Annotated in this window: 10 protein-coding genes, 1 other RNA gene and 3 pseudogenes; 5 read left to right on the forward strand and 9 right to left on the reverse strand. The window is 61.8% G+C overall.

The window, feature by feature from the left end:
* Window positions 1–234: 234 nt before the first annotated feature.
* Window positions 235–1,332 (reverse strand): ribosomal protein uL16 3-hydroxylase, encoded by a 1,098-nt coding sequence (locus HLUSI_RS0107950; protein WP_016833468.1) that lies wholly within the window; start codon window positions 1,330–1,332, stop codon window positions 235–237.
* A 172-nt stretch (window positions 1,333–1,504) separates the two neighbouring features.
* Between HLUSI_RS0107950 and HLUSI_RS0107955 the strand changes: the two genes are divergently transcribed.
* The gene (locus HLUSI_RS0107955) at window positions 1,505–2,062 is read left to right on the forward strand and encodes an FKBP-type peptidyl-prolyl cis-trans isomerase (RefSeq protein WP_016833469.1); all 558 of its coding nucleotides are present in this window, start codon (window positions 1,505–1,507) and stop codon (window positions 2,060–2,062) included.
* Window positions 2,063–2,159: 97 nt separating this feature from the next.
* On the opposite strand, the gene HLUSI_RS0107960 is transcribed toward HLUSI_RS0107955, so the two are convergent.
* The 3 genes and pseudogenes from HLUSI_RS0107960 to guaD form a co-directional block, all read right to left on the reverse strand.
* Window positions 2,160–3,104: a hypothetical protein gene (locus tag HLUSI_RS0107960; RefSeq protein WP_016833470.1), complete on the reverse strand. Its 945-nt coding sequence runs from the start codon at window positions 3,102–3,104 to the stop codon at window positions 2,160–2,162.
* Window positions 3,101–5,796 (reverse strand): annotated as a pseudogene (gene mutS, locus HLUSI_RS27585) (DNA mismatch repair protein MutS). The gene HLUSI_RS0107960 and the pseudogene mutS overlap by 4 nt, the downstream one beginning before the upstream one ends.
* Window positions 5,797–6,062: 266 nt before the next feature.
* Complete coding sequence (gene guaD / locus HLUSI_RS0107970) at window positions 6,063–7,370, reverse strand: guanine deaminase (protein ID WP_016833471.1); 1,308 nt, start codon at window positions 7,368–7,370, stop codon at window positions 6,063–6,065.
* Between the two features lie 84 nt (window positions 7,371–7,454).
* Between guaD and HLUSI_RS31415 the strand changes: the two genes are divergently transcribed.
* A non-coding RNA gene (locus HLUSI_RS31415) (sX9 sRNA) lies at window positions 7,455–7,544 on the forward strand.
* Window positions 7,545–7,600: 56 nt separating this feature from the next.
* Here HLUSI_RS31415 and xdhC read toward each other — a convergent pair.
* The 5 genes and pseudogenes from xdhC to HLUSI_RS0107995 form a co-directional block, all read right to left on the reverse strand.
* Window positions 7,601–8,725, reverse strand: a complete 1,125-nt coding sequence (gene xdhC / locus HLUSI_RS0107975; RefSeq protein WP_016833472.1) for a xanthine dehydrogenase accessory protein XdhC — start codon at window positions 8,723–8,725, stop codon at window positions 7,601–7,603.
* A 33-nt stretch (window positions 8,726–8,758) separates the two neighbouring features.
* Complete coding sequence (xdhB, locus tag HLUSI_RS0107980) at window positions 8,759–11,086, reverse strand: xanthine dehydrogenase molybdopterin binding subunit (protein ID WP_016833473.1); 2,328 nt, start codon at window positions 11,084–11,086, stop codon at window positions 8,759–8,761.
* Between the two features lie 12 nt (window positions 11,087–11,098).
* Window positions 11,099–12,582: pseudogene (gene xdhA, locus HLUSI_RS27590) on the reverse strand (xanthine dehydrogenase small subunit).
* Window positions 12,583–12,788: 206 nt separating this feature from the next.
* A pseudogene (locus tag HLUSI_RS27595) lies at window positions 12,789–14,035 on the reverse strand (NCS2 family permease).
* 335 nt (window positions 14,036–14,370) lie between these two features.
* A complete protein-coding gene (locus tag HLUSI_RS0107995; RefSeq protein ID WP_016833475.1) occupies window positions 14,371–15,279 on the reverse strand; it encodes a LysR family transcriptional regulator in 909 nt (302 codons plus the stop codon).
* Between the two features lie 172 nt (window positions 15,280–15,451).
* Between HLUSI_RS0107995 and gcl the strand changes: the two genes are divergently transcribed.
* From gcl to glxR, 3 genes are read left to right on the forward strand one after another with little or no spacing between them, the layout of a single operon-like run.
* Window positions 15,452–17,227 (forward strand): glyoxylate carboligase, encoded by a 1,776-nt coding sequence (gene gcl / locus HLUSI_RS0108000; RefSeq protein WP_016833476.1) that lies wholly within the window; start codon window positions 15,452–15,454, stop codon window positions 17,225–17,227.
* A gap of 17 nt (window positions 17,228–17,244) precedes the next feature.
* A complete protein-coding gene (gene hyi / locus HLUSI_RS0108005) occupies window positions 17,245–18,024 on the forward strand; it encodes a hydroxypyruvate isomerase (protein WP_016833477.1) in 780 nt (259 codons plus the stop codon).
* A 47-nt stretch (window positions 18,025–18,071) separates the two neighbouring features.
* Window positions 18,072–18,959: a 2-hydroxy-3-oxopropionate reductase gene (glxR, locus tag HLUSI_RS0108010; protein ID WP_016833478.1), complete on the forward strand. Its 888-nt coding sequence runs from the start codon at window positions 18,072–18,074 to the stop codon at window positions 18,957–18,959.
* Window positions 18,960–19,030: the final 71 nt, after the last annotated feature.

The following is a 19,030-nucleotide window of genomic DNA, read 5'->3' on the forward strand; positions in this document are numbered from 1 at the left end:
AATTATCGCTCTATAGGATGCTTCCCTCGCCTTGCTTGTTAGCTCAACAACGAAAGCTTTCCAGCCCGATATTATATCTACATTTTGGGAAAATCACATGCGAATTATTCTTTTCTGTAAGAATTTGTAAGATTGTCGCAAATTCAGTCAGCTTGTCGTCAGCCCTTTATTCATGCAGGTTTCCGGCCCATCGCCAACGCGCGAAAAACAAAAATTGCCGAATTTTTAAGCTTGTTAAGCAAGCTCAAGCCAGCCATCCTGATACCAGTTGTGAAAGGCCTCCAGCACATCTTTCGACGCCTTCGCCAGCGCCGTTTTGTCGAGTTGCCGTTCATCCGCAAGCACGGTCAGCAGCGCCTTGTCGGCGCGTCCGACGGCAAACGACTCGCCGTTGATGAACAGGTGCTTGCCGCGATACAGCATCCGCGTTTTGCGTGAAAGCCTGATCCCGCGCTTGTTTGCGGCCTGCACGAAGCGTGCCGGCGTGAGCGGTTTGTCGACCGGATCGAAGTAGGTGGTGGCCTTCGGCTCCGACAGATATTCGCCGAGGAAAATCGTGATGTCGTCGTCGGTGAAACGCATCTTGTTGATTTCATCGGCCACGCGCGTGAGCAGTTGCTCCGGCAGTTCGGCCGAATGTTTGGCCGGCTCCAGTCCGGGATCGGCATAGCGGCCGGGCAGGTCGATCGAATCGGCCATGAATTGCAGGAAGGCTTCGCCCAGCTCCTGGAAAGCCGGCGCGCGGAAGCCGATCGAATAGGTCATGCATTCGCCGATCGCCACGCCGTCATGGGCGTAATGCGGCGGCAGGTACAGCATGTCGCCCGGCTCGAGCACGAATTCTTCCGCGGGTTTGAAGTTTTTCAGGATCTTCAGCGGCATGCCGTCCACCAGCGACAAATCCTTTTGCGCACTGATGCGCCAGCGGCGTTGACCATGCGCCTGCAGCAGGAACACGTCATAGGAATCGAAATGCGGACCGACGCCGCCGCCGTCGCTGGCGTAGCTGATCATCAGGTCGTCAAGGCGCGCATCGGGAATGAAGCGGAATTCGCGCAGCAGCGCATCGGCGGCATCGTCGTACAGATTGACGCCCTGAACCAGCATGGTCCATTCCTTCTGCTTGAGAGGCGGCAGCTTGGCCAGCGGGCCGTGCTCCATTTTCCAGTCTTTGCCGTTCTGCGTGATCAGGCGCGATTCGACGTCGTCGCGGCCGGCCAGGTCGAACACTTGCTGGCGCGTCAGCGGCGCCTGGAAAGCGGGGATCGCCTGGCGGACATTATAGACGCTGGATGAGGTCCCGCCGCCACGCCCTTTTGCCTGACAAAACATCCAAACGGGTATAATTCAGGGTGCAGATTGCAGCGCATTCCAGCTTATGTCATGCCTTCTCGGGACCGCCGCAACAAGGTCCCGCACCAACCGCAAGCGCAGGCAGTTCTTCCCACCTGCAGTAACCGATGAACAGCCTTACCAGCCATACCGCCATACGAAAGGGGCATACATGAAGATTGCCAAAAATACCGTAGTTTCCGTCAACTACAAGCTCTCCGACGCCCAGGGCGTACTGATCGAAGAAAGCCGCGACCCGATGGTCTACCTCCACGGCGGCTACGAAAACACGCTGCCCAAGATTGAGGAAGCACTGGACGGCAAGGAAGCCGGCTACACCGTCTCGATCCAGGTCGAACCGGTTGACGCTTTCGGCGAATACGACGCCGAACTGGTCAAGATCGAACCGAAGAATCGCCTGCCGTCGCCGATCGAAGTCGGCATGCAGTTCGAAGGTTCGCCGGATGACGAAAACGAAGCATCGGTGGTGTTTACCGTCACCGAAATCGCCGACGACAAGGTCGTCCTCGACGGCAACCATCCTCTGGCCGGCATCGCACTGCGTTTCGACCTGAGCGTCGCCGAAGTACGCGCCGCCACGGAAGAAGAAGTGCAGCACCAGCACGTGCACGGTCCGCACGGCCATCATCATGGTCACGACCACGGTCACGATCATGGCGATGATGAAGGCGACGAAGGCGATCACTTCCGCAGCCATCCGGTGCACTGATTCAACTTGTCTCCGCATCAATGAAAAACGCTGCGTTTTTTTATGTCTGCGCTATATGTATGTCTGCGTTATGTTTATGCCTGCGATCTGCGCAAGCCTATTGCGACGGAGGCGCAGCCGTCGTTTTCGGCGCCTTGGAAGAATTGTTCAGTGTAAACAGCGCCGCATTGCCGCTGTCGACCGCGAATTTCGACCAGCCCGACGCCACGCCGATGCTGCCCAGATTGCGGCGCCAGACGATGCCGGCGTTGGATTCGTCCTTCAGGTTTTCGCCATGCACCAGCAAGATTTTGCCCTTGAAGGTCGCCGCCAGCGTGGTAATGCGCTGGCGCGTCTCGGCAAAGCCGTCGCGCTGTCCGCGCAGCAGGAAAGGGCGCTGGCTGGGTTGCGCCAGCGGATTGCCGTCGGCGAACAGCACGATGCCCGCCAGTTTCTTTTGCGTCGCGAAGATGAACAGACGTTGCAGCCAGTCCTTGTTGGCGATCAGGCGATCTTCGAATTCGCTGTTGCGCCCGCCGTCCTGCAGGAAGTGATTGTTGGCCGCCGGCAGGTTGATGGTGGCGAACAGCACGTTGCCGAATTCCCAGCGCGCGTTTTCGGTATAGCTGCGGAATTTCGGCGTGACCGACTGGCGGAACAGCGGCACCTTGCTGGCGCCGAATGAAAACTCATCGGGAAAGAACAGATCGCGCATCCGGTTCAGGCGCTCGATCGCCACCGAGCCGTTCTTGTTGCGGCAGCCGACCCAGTCACTGGCCGCGAGCGACACGATGATGCCGTTTTCGGCTTCCTTGAGCAAGTCGCGGCGTGCGCTGTACAGTGCATCGCTGCACGGTTCCGCCGCCGATTTGATGCCGTTGACGACGACGAAGGCGAGATTGTCGGCGTCGCTTTCGTCCAGCGCGCGGCGCAGCACGCCTTCATCCGGACTGCCGGAAAACGAATGCCCGACCACGCCGAAATTGAAACTGTCCTGCGCCCACGATGCCGGCGTCGCACACAAGGCGGCGCCGAGCAGGATGAGAGACAGCAGTTTCTTCATGCGCCGTCGCCCAACTGCTTCAGGCGATACAAGGCATCCAGGGCCTGGCGCGGCGTCATGGTGTCGGGATCGATATCGGCCAGCGCGTCGGCCACGGCTTGCACCGCCGGATCCACGTGCGCAGACGGCGCTGCATGCGCGTCGTTTTCGTCGAGGCGAACCGGCGCGCTGAACAGATCGAATTGCGGCGTGGTCTGGACCGATTGCGTTTCCAGCGCCGCCAGATGCTTGCGCGCCGCGCGGATCACCGGCGTTGGCACGCCCGCCAGCTGCGCCACTTGCAAACCGTAGCTTTGCGATGCCGGACCAGCCTGCACCGCGTGCAGGAACACGATGCTGTCCTTGTGCTCGACCGCAGACAAATGCACGTTGGAAGCGGTCGGATGCACCTCCGGCAATTGCGTCAGTTCGAAATAGTGGGTGGCGAACAGCGTGAAGCTGCGCGTCGCGTCGATCAGGTGCTTGGCGATGGCCCAGGCCAGCGCGAGGCCGTCGAAGGTCGAGGTGCCGCGGCCGACTTCATCCATCAGCACCAGCGAATTCTCGGTGGCGTTGTTGAGGATGGAGGCCGACTCCGTCATTTCCACCATGAAGGTCGAACGGCCGCCGGCCAGATCGAGGCGGCGCCGATACGGGTGAAGATGCGGTCGATCGGACCGATGGTCGCGCTGGCGGCCGGCACGAAGCTGCCGACATAGGCCAGCAGCGTGATCAGCGCCACCTGGCGCATGAAGGTCGATTTGCCGCCCATGTTGGGGCCGGTGATCAGCAGCAGTTTGCGCTCGGCCGTGAAGGCGCAGTCGTTGGCGATGAAGCGTTCGATCTGGTTTTCCACCACCGGATGGCGGCCTTGCTCGATCACGATGGTCGGCTCCGTCACCAGCTGCGGCGCGCACCAGTTGTTGCGCGCGGCATGGTCGGCCAGCGCCACCAGCGTATCGAGCTGGGCCAGCGCATGGGCAATGGCCTGCAGCGTCACGATGTGCGGCGCCAGGTCTTGCAGCAATTGTTCGTAGAGGAATTTCTCGCGCGACAGCGAGCGCTCCTGGGCCGACAGCGCCTTGTCCTCGAAGGCCTTGAGCTCGGGGATGATGTAGCGCTCGGCGTTCTTGAGCGTCTGGCGGCGGCGATAGTCATCCGGCACCTTGTCGGTCTGGCCGTGCGTGACTTCGATGTAGAAGCCGTGCACCTTGTTGTATTCGACGCGCAGGTTGGCGATGCCGGTACGGGCGCGTTCGCGCGTTTCGAGATCGATCAGGAACTGGCCGGCGTTTTCCGACAGGCCGCGCAATTCGTCGAGGTCGGCATCGAAGCCGCGTGCAATCACGCCGCCGTCGCGCACCATCGCGGCCGGCTCCAGCATGATCGAACGTTCCAGCAGGTCCAGGCATTCGGCCGGCGTTGCCAGCGCGTCGTGCAGAGCCAGCAGCAAGGGCGCATCGGCGTCGCGGCTGCACATCGCCACGTAATTGCGCAGCGAACCGAGTTGCTGCAAGCCACCCCGCAGGCCGGCGAGGTCGCGTGGGCGCGCCGACAGCAGCGCGATGCGCGTGGTGATGCGTTCGATGTCCGGCACCGCCGCCAGGGTTGCCGACAGGCCGGAGCAAGCGTCGGTGCGCATCAGTGCGTTGATGGCGGCATGACGGGCGCGCGCCACCTGCTGGTCGCGCAGCGCATGGTGCAGCCAGTGGCGCAGCAGGCGCGAGCCCATGGCGGTGCGGCAATGGTCCAGTGTGGAGAAGAGGGTGGGGGCCAGCGCGTTGGCGTCCTGCGAGCGGATGGTCTCGGTCAGCTCGAGGTTGCGGCGGGTGGCGGCATCCAGGCCGATGAATTCGTTCTCGGATTCGACCGTCAGGGTGCGCACGTGCTGCAGGCCACGTCCCTGGGTCGATTGCGCGTAGCGCAGCAGGGCGCCGGCTGCACAGATGGCCGGTCCCAGGCCGTCGGCGCCAAAGCCGTGCAGGGTGGCCACGCCCAGTTGGTCGAGCAGGGCCTTTTCACTGCTGGGCTGGTCGAAATGCCAGTCCGGCACGGTCACGGCGCGGTTGGGCAAAAGCGGTTCGCACCATTCCAGCTGGCCGTCGGCCACCAGCACTTCGGCAGCCGAGATGCGCTCCAGTTCCTGCTTCACGCGGCCATCCAGCAGCGCAGCCTCGACCGTGAATTCCATCATCTTCAGCGCACCGCTAGCCATGGACAGCCAGGACAGCCCCACCTGCATCTGCTTGCGCGACTTCGACGGCACCAGTTGCATGGCCAGCAGGCAGCGTTCGGCCTTTTCCGGCAGCAAGTCGGAGTCGGTCAGCGTGCCCGGCGTGATCACGCGCACCACCTTGCGTTCGACCGGCCCCTTGCTGGTGGCCGGGTCGCCGATCTGTTCGCAGATCGCCACCGACTCGCCCAGTTTGATCAGCTTGACCAGGTACTGATCGACGGAGTGGAAGGGAATCCCCGCCATCTTGATCGGCGAGCCGTTGGACGAGCCGCGCTGGGTCAGCGTGATGCCCATCAGGCGCGAGGCTTTTTCGGCATCGTCGAAGAACAACTCGTAGAAGTCGCCCATGCGGTAGAACACCAGCGTGGTCGGGTACTCCGCCTTGATGCGCAGGTACTGGACCATCATGGGAGTGTGCTTCTCGCCGCCGGCGCTGCCGGGATCGGATTCAACGGTGGATTTCAAGTGTTTGGTCATTCAGTCAATTGCCGATGCCGCTTCCATGGAAATGGCGTCGTCTTGCGAAGGTTTTCGGGGTTCTGGCGATCTGCCATTTTACCGCGTGCGGAGGCCGCACACGAGGCTGAACTTCAAGGCGAAGCCAGGATGGCTCCAGCGCGAACGGTAGTTGACAAACAATCAATGCGGCGGTTCCGCGCAGATCAATGCGCCGCCATGAAAAAAGGGCGAACCGTTCGCACGGCCCGCCCCAAACTCCTCAAAAAACCAGGTACGTTTCAGCGTCAGCGCGTATGCACGCAAGCCCCCGCCGAATACGTCGCCGCAATCGCGCGGTCGTCGGCCAGAATCGCCAGGGCAAACAGTTGTTCTTCCAGGCTCTCCGTGGTGGCGCTGCGGCGCGCCAGCAGCGGCGTGCATTTCGGATCGAGCACGATGAAATCGGCGTCGCAGCCGGCGGCGAAGTTGCCGATCTTGCCTTCCAGTTGCAGGGCGCGCGCACCGCCCAGCGTGGCCAGGTAGAACATGCGTTGCGCCGACAGATGCGTGCCGGCCATGCGGCCGACCTTGTACAGCTCGTTCATCGTTTGCAGCATCGAGAAGCTGGTGCCGCCGCCGACGTCGGTCGCCAACGATACCGGCATGCGCAGCTTGTCGGCATTGGCGAAATCGAACAGGCCGCTGCCGAGGAACAGGTTGGAGGTCGGACACAGCGTCGCCGCCGATTGCGTGGCGGCCATGCGGGCGCGGTCCTGGTCATCCAGCCAGATGCAGTGGGCATACAGCGCCCGCTGGCGCATGAGGCCGTAGCCGTCATAGACATCCAGATAGCTGCGCGCATCCGGATACAGCTCCTTGACCCACTTCACTTCATCGGTATTCTCGGCCACATGGGTCTGGATGTAAGTGTCAGGATATTGCGTCGCCAGTTCACCGGCCAGCTTCAGTTGCTGCGGCGTTGAGGTCGGCGCAAAGCGCACCGTGATGGCGTAGTGCTGGCGGCCCTTGTTATGCCAGCGCTGGATCAGTTCTTCGCTCTCGCGCACACCGCTCTCGGCCGTGTCGCGCAGGAAGTCCGGGGCGTTGCGATCCATCAGGCATTTGCCGGCCACCATGCGCAGGTTCAGTTCGCTGCTGCGGGTGAAGAAGGCATCGACCGATTGCGGATGCACGGTGCAATACACGGCGGCCGTGGTGGTGCCGTTGCGCAGCAGTTCGGCCAGGAAGAAGTCGGCCACTTCACTCGCATGTTCGCCGCTTTCGAAACGGCGTTCGGCCGGGAAGGTGTACGTGTTCAGCCACGGCAGCAGGCCCGGCGCGGGCGAGCCGATGATGTCGGTTTGCGGATAGTGGACGTGGGTGTCGATGAAGCCGGGCGTGATGATCTTGCCGCGATAGTCGAACAGTACATAATCGGACGAGGCGGCGGGCAGGGTGGCGGCGAGCTTGCTGTAGTCCCCGGCGGCGACGATTTTTCCATCGGCGACGATCAGCAGGCCGTCGCTGTGCCATTGCGTGGCGTGTTCGTCGAAGGCGGGATCGTTGCGGAAATGGAGCAGGCTGGCGCGATAGGCTTGCACGTGGGAATTCATGGGTAATCCTTAATCTTGGCTTAAACCTGCTCAATGTCTTACTGCGAGGCCGTGATCTGGCAGCGTACGGTGCTCGGAATCCTCATGTACTTAAGTACATTCCGGTTCCTGCGCTCCGGGCGCTACCAGCTGACGACCTCTCGCTACAGACCTTGAACAGGTTTCTTGATAACTGAATGATACTAGTATGGGATTGAACAGATGCTGCTGAGGCGACGGTCCGGTTGTCCTTAACTCCGGCCGTCCAGCATGTGTGTGGGCGGTCTCGCCGTGAATGTGTCGGTCCGGTCAGGCTGCGACGGCTGCTGCGCTTTCACCACCCTTAGTGCCTGCAGTTCCCATAGTTGCAGCAACTGTGCCACCACCGCCAGCGCGATGCTGGCGGGTTCCTTGCCGTAGATGCCCGGAATGCCGATCGGACAGGTCATCTTGTTCAGTTGTTCCTGCGTGATGCCGCGGTCGAGCAGGCGATGTTCGAATTGCTTGCGCTTGGTCTGCGAACCGATCAGGCCGTACCAGCCGATGTCTTCGCGCTTGAGGATGCGTTCGCTCAGTTGCTGGTCCAGCGCATGGCTGTGCGTCATCACGAGAAAATAAGCGCCCGGTTCGGCCATGTCCACCACGGCATTGGGCACGTCGGTGGCTTCCACCGTCACCTGCATCGGCAGGTCGGCGGGGAACATGTCATCACGTTCATCCACCCACAGCACGCGGCAGGGCAGCGTCGCCAGCACGCGCACGATGGCCGCGCCGACATGGCCGGCGCCGAACAGCACCACCTGCGGCTGATGCGCGCGGCAGCGATCGAGCAGCCAGCGGTGGCCGTAGCGGTCTTGCGTCACATGGGTGTTGCCGGCATGGCGGAATTGTTCGGCGTCCAATCCGTTATCAGGTGCGCCGAGCTCGCAGGCTTCGCCTTCCAGTTCATAGAGCAGCGTCGGGTCGTCCGATTCCAGCGCGACCGCGCGCCAGACGTCGACGCCATTGCGCCAGTGCTGTTCCAGTTCCGTCAGCAGGGATCCCGCACGGGTATCGACGCGCTGGTCGATGCGTTCAAATGCAAGGAACACCACGCCGCCGCAGCACTGGCCGAGGCTCGGTCCCAGCGCGATGCGTTCGAATTTGCGGATGCCGCCAAACACCGTCGCATCCGCTTCCAGCATGTCGCGCGCGATCTGCGCCGCACGCCATTCCAGATGGCCGCCGCCGATGGTGTCGTACTGGCCGTCGGCCGTAAACACCATGCGCGCACCCGCCTCGCGCGGCGTCGACCCTTGACTGGTCGCCACCGTGACCAGCACTGCCGGGATGGCGGTGCTGTGCAAGTCTGTGAGTGCGGCGAGCCATACGGTCATGAATTCCCCTTGAAGTTGAAAAGGTCCACCAGGTTACTGCGCAAGTTGTGCGGCTTTCACGGCATCAATCGCATCCAGAATCGCCTCGCTGGTCGCCGGTGCGCGCAACGGCGGATTGACGCGATGTTCGCCCACCGCCGACACCGCATCGCGGATCGCCAGGAACACCGAGAACGGCAGCAGCAGCGGCGGTTCTCCGGTGGCCTTGGAGCGGTGGATGGTGTCCGAGACGTTGCTGTTCTTGAACAACTGCGTGCGGAAATCCGTCGGGCAATCCGACACCGCCGGGATCTTGTACGTCGACGGCGCATGCGTCATCAGCTTGCCGTCCTTGTTCCACCATAGCTCTTCGGTGGTCAGCCAGCCCATGCCCTGGATGAAGCCGCCTTCGACCTGGCCGATGTCGATGGCCGGGTTGAGGCTCTCGCCGGCGTCGTACAGCGAGTCCGCACGGATCAGGCGCCACTCGCCGGTCAGCGTGTCGATCACGACTTCCGCCACCGCCGCGCCATAGGCGAAGTAGAAGAACGGATGGCCGTTCATGGTCTTGGAATTCCAGTGCACCTTCGGCGTCGAGTAGAACCCGTCCGACCACAACTGCACGCGCTTCAGGTAAGCCTGCATCACCAGTTCTTCAAACGTCACCGATGCCGTGGATGAAGTACCTGCAGACACCATGCCGTCGGCGAAGCGCACTTCGCTGACATCGGTGCTGAAGCGTTCCGCCGCGACCTGCGCCAGCCGTGCGCGGATCTGCAAGGCCGCATCCTGCGCCGCCTTGCCGTTCAGGTCGCTGCCGGTCGAGGCGGCGGTGGCCGAGGTGTTGGCGATCTTGCTGGTATCGGTGGCAGTGCAGCGCACCCGCTCCAGCGGCAGGCCAAGCGCGTTGGCGACCACTTGGGCGACCTTGGTGTTGAGCCCCTGGCCCATTTCCGTGCCGCCGTGGTTGACCAGCACCGAGCCGTCGGTATAGACGTGCACCAGCGAGCCGGCCTGGTTCAGGTGCGGCACGTTGAACGAGATGCCGAACTTGACCGGCGTCAGCGCCAGGCCGCGTTTGAGGATGGTGTTCCCGGCGTTGAAGGCCTTGATGGCCAGTCGGCGTTCCTGGTACTGGCTGGTGCGCTCCAGTTCGCTGACCAGCGCCTGGATCACGTTGTCTTCCACCTTCTGGCCGTAGTGCGTGGTGTTGCGCGCATCCGGACCGTCGGCGTCGCTGCTGCCGTAGAAATTGGCGCGGCGCACGTCCAGTGCATCCTTGCCGAGATTGCGGGCGATTTCATCGATGATGTATTCGATGGCGATGGCGCCTTGCGGACCGCCGAAGCCGCGGAAAGCGGTGTTCGATTGTGTGTTGGTCTTGCCGCACATGGCGTGGATTTCCACGTCCGACAGATAGTAGGCATTGTCGAAGTGGCACACCGCGCGCGTGGCCACCGGGCCCGACAAGTCGGCCGAGAAACCGGCGCGCGAGACCATGTCGATCTTGGCGGCGACGATGCGGCCATTGTCGTCGTAACCGATTTCGTAATCGTAGGCGAAACAATGGCGCTTGCCGGTGACGATCATGTCGTCGTCGCGGTCGGCGCGCAGCTTGATCGGACGGCGCAGGCGCACGGCAGCCACCGCAGCGGCGCAAGCCCACAGCGCCGATTGCGACTCCTTGCCGCCGAAGCCGCCGCCCATGCGGCGACATTCGACCAGCACGTCATGCGAGGAGACGTGCAGCACTTCGGCGATGTGATGCTGCATTTCGCTCGGGTGCTGGGTCGAGCAATACACGTGCATGCCGCGGCCTTCCTTCGGGATCGCGTACGAGATCTGGCCTTCCAGGTAAAACTGTTCCTGGCCGCCGACGTCGAACTTGCCCTTGAGCTTGTGCGGCGCCGTGTTGAATGCTTCAGAGGGATTGCCGCGCGTCAGGTGCATCGGCGGCAGCACGTAGGATTCGGCCGCATGCGCGGCGCGCGCGGCGCGGCGGGCATTGTCGTGGCTGTCGGCGATGACCACGAAGATCGGCTGGCCGACGTACTGCACCAGGTCTTCCGCCAGCACCGGATCATCCTTGATGATGGCGCCGCATTGGTTTTCGCCGGGGATGTCGGCGGCGGTGTAGACCGCGACCACGCCCACCGATGCCTTCACCTTGCTCAGGTCAATCGAGCGCAATTTTGCATGCGCCTTGCCCGACAAACCGAGCGCGGCATGCAGCGTGCCTTGCAGTTCGACGATGTCGTCGGTGTAGGTGGCTTCGCCGGTCACGTGCAGGATGGCGGATTCGTGCGGATGTGGTTTGCCGACCTCGGTCCAGGATGCTTGGGCGGATTTCACAGACATGAATTCTTCAGTTTGCTTGTTCATTGCGTTTCCTTCCTAAGCAATCCGGGCAGCAGATTTACCGTGCACGAAAGCGCTCACGGAGGCAGCCGGCAACGGCGCGTCGGCGCGCGTCTCCAGCCAGTAGCGGTACAACAGGTTTTGTGCGGTTCTCATACGATACGCCGAAGACGCGCGCATGTCAGAAAGGGGGGCGTAATCTTGCGCCAGCGCAAGCATTGCCGCTTTGACATTGGCCTCGTTCCACTCCTTGCCGTTGAGCGCGGCCTCGGCCTGCGCAGCACGCTTGGGCGTGGCCGCCATGCCGCCGTAAGCCATGCGGGCATCGATCACCTTGCCGCCCTCAAGACGGAACGCAAAGGCGGCGCACACCGCCGAGATGTCCTGGTCGAAACGCTTGGACAACTTGTACACGCGGAAGGCGACGTCCTTGTGCGGCAACGGCACGCGCACGGCCTGGACGAACTCATTGGGCAGGATCGCCGACTTCTGGTACGCGATATAAAAATCTTCCAGCGGCATGATGCGTTGGCCGTCGACGCCATACAGCACGATCTCGGTGCCGAGCGCAATCAGCCACGGCATCGAATCGGCGAGCCGTTGGCGACATTGCCGCCCAGCGTGCCGGCGTTGCGCACCGGCAGCGAGGCGAAGCGTTGCCACATTTCGGACAACTCATCCGGGTATTGTCCGGTCAACGCGGCATAGGCTTTTTCCAGCGTGACGCCGGCGCCGATTTCCAGCCAGTCGTCCTGCCGGACGATGTGGCGGATTTCTTCCACCTGGCCGATGTAGATGATGTCGCCCAGATCGCGCATGTGCTTGGTCACCCACAGGCCCACATCGGTGGAGCCCGCCAGGATACGCGCCTGCGGCAGGTCCGCGCGCAGCTGCGCCAGTTGCGCCAGCGTGCGCGGCGCGTGGAAGGTCTGGCCGGCATGCGTGAGCGCGAGCGGCTGCTGCTGATCGATGCTGCGCAGCGCCGCCTTGATGGCTTCGCGGTCGAACTCCACCTTGGGCAATTCGCCCATGCGGCGCGCCGCATCGATGATGGGACGATAGCCGGTGCAGCGGCAGAGATTGCCGGAAAGGGCGTCGTCGATCTCGCGCTTGCTGGGCGTCACGCCGTCCTGCTCATGCCGCAGATACAGGCCCCACAGCGACATCACGAAACCGGGCGTGCAGAAGCCGCATTGGGAACCGTGGCACTCCACCATCGCTTGCTGGGCCGGGTGCAGGCAACCGTCGCGCTGCTTCAGGTCTTCCACCGTGAACAGCGCCTTGCCGTCCAGCGTCGGTACGAACTGGATGCAGGAGTTGACCGTTTTCAGCTCCAGCTCATTACCGCGCAACTCGCCCACGACCACCGTACAGGCGCCGCAATCGCCTTCCGCGCAGCCCTCTTTGGTGCCGGTGCAATGCAGGTCTTCGCGCAAATGCTGCAAAACGGTGCGCGTATTGGGCAGTCCATCGACTTGATGGGTCTCGCCGCGGAAATAGAAGCGAATCGGTTCGGACATGGTGTGCTTTGCTATATGAAAATGGCTATCGAAGAAACAGTGAATCAAGATCTGTGCCGGGACCTTTTAGAGAGAAGACCGATTTGCCGCAGTAAATTGTTGCGGAAAATTGTTGCGGTCATCTTTCTGAAAAATCCTTTTTTCCTTTGCTGCCGGCGTCCCCCGAAGAGCGACGCCGGCATTCCGTCAGGTCATGCTGCGGGCAATCAACCGCCCAGGTAAATCATCTTGAACAGGAAGATCGCCGCGATCACCCAGATCACCGCCGACACGTCCTTGACGCGCCCGGTCAGCAGCTTCAGCGCGGCGTAGCTGATGAAGCCCAGCGCCAAGCCGTTGGCGATCGAATACGTGAACGGCATCACCAGGGCGGTGATCACTGCCGGCACGCTTTCGGTGGTGTCGTTCCAGTCGATGTCGGCCAGTTCGCCGGCACCACGCCCGCCAGCGGCGCGATGAACAGGGCCAGCAGGAACAGCGCGGCAACCGCCACCGCCGTCAGGCCGGTGCGTCCGCCCGCTTGCACGCCGGCTGCACTTTCAATATAGGCAGTGGTGCTGGATGTGCCAAGCAGCGAACCGGCGACGATCGCGCTATCGGCCAGCAAGGCCTTGTTGATGCGCTCGATCTTGCCGTTCTTGACCAGTCCGGCGCGTTGCGCCACGCCCATCAGCGTGCCGGTGGCGTCGAACAATTCCACCAGGAAGAACACCAGCACCACGTTCAGCAAGCCCATCGAGATCGCGCCCTTGAGATCCAGCTGGAACAGCGTCGGCGAGATCGATGGCGGCATGGAGAACACGCCGTTGAAATGATTGCCGCCGAAGATGAAACTCAGCACCGTGACGGTCAGGATGCCGATCAGCAGCGCGCCGCGGATCTTCAGCTGGTCCAGCGCGACGATCACCAGGAAACCGATGATGGCCAGCACCGGTGCGGCCTGATGCAGGTCGCCCATGGTGACGAAGGTGGCCGGGCTGGCGGCGACGATGCCGGCGTTCTTGAGCGAGATCAGCGCGAGGAACAGACCTATCCCCGCCGGTATCGCCGTGCGCAATGAGTGGGGAATCGCGTTGATGATCAGCTCGCGGATGCGGAACAGGCTCACCAGCAGGAACAGGCAGCCCGAGATGAACACCGCGCCCAGCGCAGCCTGCCACGGGAAGCCCATGCCTTTGACCACGGCGTAGGCGAAATAGGCGTTGAGGCCCATGCCCGGCGCCAGGCCGATCGGGTAGTTGGCGTACAGGCCCATGATCAGGGTGCCGATTGCCGCCGCCACGCAGGTGGCGACGAATACGGAATCCTTCGGCATGCCCGCATCTCCGAGTATGGATGGGTTGACGAAGATGATATAGGCCATCGTCAGGAAGGTCGTGAGACCGGCCAGCAGCTCGGTACGGACGGTCGTGCCGTTGTCGCTGAGTTTGAAAAACTTGTCCAGAAAAGTCATGAGAATTGTCTCCGTTTACGCAGTGTGTACAGCGCGCGATTCTTTTTTATACGCCAGAAAACTTGCAGAAATCTCAGGTCCGCAAAAAATGGGGCGTTCTGATTTGTATCTTGTTTTGCGCCGCTTCCCAGTCCTGGCGAAAGCACGTAAACCGGCCTCGAGCAGATTGATTGCAGCGTATGTAATGTCGTTGAAATAGTTGGGCAAAACGTAAGTCATCGGGAATATCAACTATAAGCCTATGGGTATATGACTATGCGGGAATCGAATATTGTCTGTCTGGCATCATGCCGACGGCGACCATTCCATCTCCGAAAGTATGGAATTGACTGTATTCAGGATCGGGTCCAGTAATCGGGTTGCGAATACACCTCCTTCAGGTAATCGATGAAAAAGCGCGTCTTCGCCGGCAGATGCCGTTGTTGCGGGTAGACGGCCATGATGTCGTAATGGGGCAGGGCATATTCATCGAGCACCGTGATCAGCTCGCCCGAGGCCAACTGCGACTGGATTTCCCAAGTTGAGCGCCACGCCAGCCCGAGTCCTTCGCTGGCCCAGCGGTGCAGCAGTTCGCCGTCGTTGCAATCCAGGTTGCCCTGCGCGCGGATGATCACCGGCTTGCCGTTCTGCTGGAAATACCAGCCGCGCTGCTGGCCGCCCTGCAGGTTGAAAGCCAGGCAATTGTGCCGGGCCAGATCGTCCAGCGTCTTGGGGATGCCGTTGCGGTGCAGGTATTCCGGCGCGGCGCAGACCACGCGGCGGTTGCCGGCCAGCTTGACCGCCACGAAACTCGGTTCGATCGCGCCGCCGATGCGGATGCCCAGGTCGTAGCCTTCACGCACCAGGTCCACCACGCGATCGGTCAGGTTGAACGAGATCTGCACTTCCGGATGATTGGCCAGGAAAGTCGGCGCATGCGGCGCCACGTGCAGCCGTCCATACGCCGCCGGCGTGGAGACCACCAGATGGCCGGTGGCCTTGTGGCGGCCTTCGGCGATGCTCTTTTCCGCCACCTCGATATCGCCCAGCAGCTTGCGGCAATGGTCGAGGAAGACGCTGCCTTGCTCCGTCAATGTCAGATGCCGCGTGGTGCGATGCATGAGCTTGGTGCCGAGGCGTTTTTCCAGCGCGTCGATGCGCCGGCCGAGCATCACGGGGGTGATGTTTTCTTCCAGCGCGGCGGCGGCGAGGCTGCCTTTTTCGACCACGGACACGAACGCTTCGATCTGTTTGAGTTTGTCCATAAATCCTCCTTATTCAATACTTTTACTATGTTTCCATATTTTTAGTACGGAATAAACAGATATTTACTGGTCTTATCAAACAATATTGTTGGTTATAGGATGCATCTCACTAGCTGAGGGGCATCGTTGTTTTGCTTCCGGCGCATCAGGACCTAACAACCCAGGAGGCAACATGGCAAAGATGAAGGCAGTAGATGCAGCGGTATATGTGCTGGAAAAAGAGGGCTGCCTGCAAGCCTTCGGTGTGCCCGGCGCGGCGATCAATCCATTCTACTCGGCGCTGAAACGCCATGGAGGCATCCAGCACATCCTGGCCCGTCACGTCGAAGGCGCCTCGCACATGGCCGAAGGCTATACCCGTGCCAAGGCCGGCAACATCGGTATCTGCATCGGCACCTCCGGTCCGGCCGGCACCGACATGATCACCGGCCTGTATTCCGCCCAAGCCGACTCGATCCCCATCCTGTGCATCACCGGCCAGGCGCCGCGTGCACGCTTGTATAAAGAAGACTTTCAGGCCGTCGATATCGAGTCGATCGCCAAGCCGGTCACCAAGTGGGCCGTCACCGTGCGCGAACCGGCGCTGGTGCCGCGCGTGTTCCAGCAGGCCTTCCACCTGATGCGCTCGGGCCGTCCCGGTCCGGTGTTGATCGACCTGCCGTTCGACGTACAAATGGCCGAAATCGAATTCGATCCCGACACCTACGAGCCGCTGCCGGTCTATCGCCCGTCGGCCACCCGCGCCCAGATCGAAAAAGCGCTGGCCATGCTGAACCAGTCCGAGCGTCCGTTGCTGACCATCGGCGGCGGCGTGGTCAATGCCGACGCGGCTGAACTGGCGGTTGAGTTCGCCGAACTCACCGGCGTGCCGGTCATCCCGACCCTGATGGCCTGGGGCGCGATCCCCGACGATCACCCGCAAATGGCCGGCATGGTCGGTCTGCAAACCAGCCACCGCTACGGCAACGCCACCATGCTGGCCTCCGACTTCGTGCTCGGCATCGGCAACCGCTGGGCCAACCGCCACACCGGTTCCATCGAGGTGTTCACCAAGGACCGCACCTTCGTCCACGTCGATATCGAACCGACCCAGATCGGACGCGTGTTCGGTCCGGACTACGGCATCGTCTCCGACGCCAAGGCCGCGTTGAAACTGTTCATCGAGGTGGCGAAAGAACTGAAAGCCGCCGGCAACTTGCCCGACCGTTCGGCATGGCTGGCCGACTGCCAGGAGCGCAAGCGCACACTGCATCGCCGCACGCATTTCGAAGAAGTGCCGATCAAGCCGCAACGCGTCTATGAAGAGATGAACCGCGCCTTCGGCCGCGACACGTGCTACGTCAGCACCATCGGCTTGTCGCAGATCGCCGCCGCGCAATTCCTGCACGTTTACAAAGATCGTCACTGGATCAACTGCGGCCAGGCCGGTCCGCTGGGCTGGACGATTTCCGCCGCGCTGGGCGTGTGCGCCGCCGATCCGCAACGCAAGGTGGTGGCGATCTCGGGCGACTACGACTTCCAGTTCATGATCGAAGAACTCGCCGTCGGCGCCCAGTTCAACCTGCCATATCTGCACGTGGTGGTGAACAACTCCTACCTCGGCCTGATCCGCCAGGCGCAACGCGGCTTCGAGATGGACTACTGCGTGCAGCTGGCGTTCGAGAACATCAACGCGCCGGAGCTCAACGGCTACGGCGTCGACCACGTCGCCGTGGTGGAAGGCCTGGGCTGCAAGGCGATCCGCGTCACCAACCCGAACGAAATCCAGGACGCCTTCGCCGTGGCGCAGCGCTGGATGGCCGAATACCGCGTGCCGGTGGTGGTGGAAATCATCCTGGAGCGCGTCACCAACATCGCGATGGGTACCGAGATCAACGCCATCAACGAGTTCGAAGAGCTGGCCACCAAGCGCGGACATGCGCCGACGGCGATCAGCCTGCTCGATTAATCCTTAAGGAAACACAGATGACCAAACTCGCCGCCAACCTGACGATGCTCTTCACCGAGCTGCCGTTTCTGGAACGTTTCCGCGCCGCCGCGCAAGCCAACTTCAAGGCCGTGGAATTCCTGTTCCCGTACGCCTTCGAACCGGCGCAGATCGCCGAACAACTGCGCAAGAACGAACTTGAGCTGGTCTTGCACAATCTGCCCGCAGGCAACTGGGAAGCCGGCGAGCGCGGCATCGCCTGTCATCCCGATCGCGTCAGTGAATTCCGCCAGGGCATCGACGACGCGATCCGCTACGCGAAAATCCTCGGCGTCAGGCAACTGAACTGCCTGGTCGGCATCCAGCCGCAAGGCGTCAGCGCCGCCGCCGCACGCGAAACGCTGGTTGCCAATTTGAGATTCGCCGCCGACAAACTGCAGGCCGAAGGCATCGCCTTGCTGATCGAGCCGATCAATTATTTTGACATCCCCGGCTTCTTCCTCAAGACCACCAAGCAGGCGGCCGAACTGATCGCCTCGACCGGTTCCAGCAACCTGTTCATCCAGTACGACATCTATCACATGCAACGCATGGAAGGCGAACTGGCCAACACCATCAAGGCCAATCTCTCGCTGATCCGCCATGTGCAGCTGGCCGACAACCCGGGCCGCTTCGAGCCGGGTACGGGCGAGATCAACTACCGCTTCCTGTTCAAGCACCTGGACGAGATCGGCTATCAGGGCTGGATCGGCTGCGAGTACAAGCCCAAGGCCGGCACGGTTGAGGGACTCGGCTGGCGTGCGGCGCACGGCCTTTGATCGTCGTTTGAAACGCATTCATTTTTTCATCTCAGAGGAGACACATCATGGCAAAAGTCGGATTCATCGGATTGGGCATCATGGGTTCGCCCATGGCGGAGAACCTGCAAAAGGGCGGCCACAAGCTCTACCTGCATGACCAGAAAAATCCCCCGGCAGCGCTGATCGAAGGCGGCGCCACCGTTTGCACTTCCGGCGCGGAAGTCGCCAAGCGCGCGGACATCATCATCGTGATGGTGCCGGACACGCCGCACGTCGAAGCGGTGCTGTTCAGCAAAGGCGGCGTCGCCGAAGGCCTGAGCGCCGGCAAGATCGTGGTCGACATGAGCTCGATCTCGCCGATCGCGACCAAGGGTTTCGCGCAGAAGATCAACGCACTCGGTTGCGAATACCTGGACGCACCGGTTTCCGGCGGCGAAGTCGGCGCCAAGGCGGCGTCGCTGACCATCATGGTCGGCGGCAACGAGTCTGCGTTCAATGACGTCAAGTCCTTGTTCGAACTGATGGGCAAGAACATCACGCTGGTCGGCGGTAACGGCGACGGCCAGACCACCAAGGTGGCGAACCAGATCATTGTCGCGCTGAACATCCAGGCGGTTGCTGAGGCGTTGTTGTTTGCCTCGAAGGCCGGCGCTGATCCTGCGCGGGTGCGGCAGGCGCTGATGGGCGGGTTTGCTTCTTCTCGTATCCTGGAAGTGCATGGCGAGCGGATGGTCAAGCGGACCTTCAATCCCGGGTTCCGGATTGAGTTGCATCAGAAGGATTTGAATCTGGCTTTGCAGGGGGCCAAGGCATTGGGCGTCAGCTTGCCTAATACGGCGGCTACTCAGGAGTTGATGAATGCTTGTGCGGCTAATGGGATGAGTGGGTTGGATCACTCGGCGTTGTGTCGGGCGATTGAGTTGATGTCGAATCATGAGATTGCGAAGGGCTGATTTGGTCTGCTGTTCCGGCTTGCTGGCTGGTCGTTGCTGACGCTGTTCGCTCTTCGATCAAACCTGCCGGG

It is taken from the genome of Herbaspirillum lusitanum P6-12 (genome assembly GCF_000256565.1).
Lineage (GTDB): Bacteria > Pseudomonadota > Gammaproteobacteria > Burkholderiales > Burkholderiaceae_D > Herbaspirillum > Herbaspirillum lusitanum.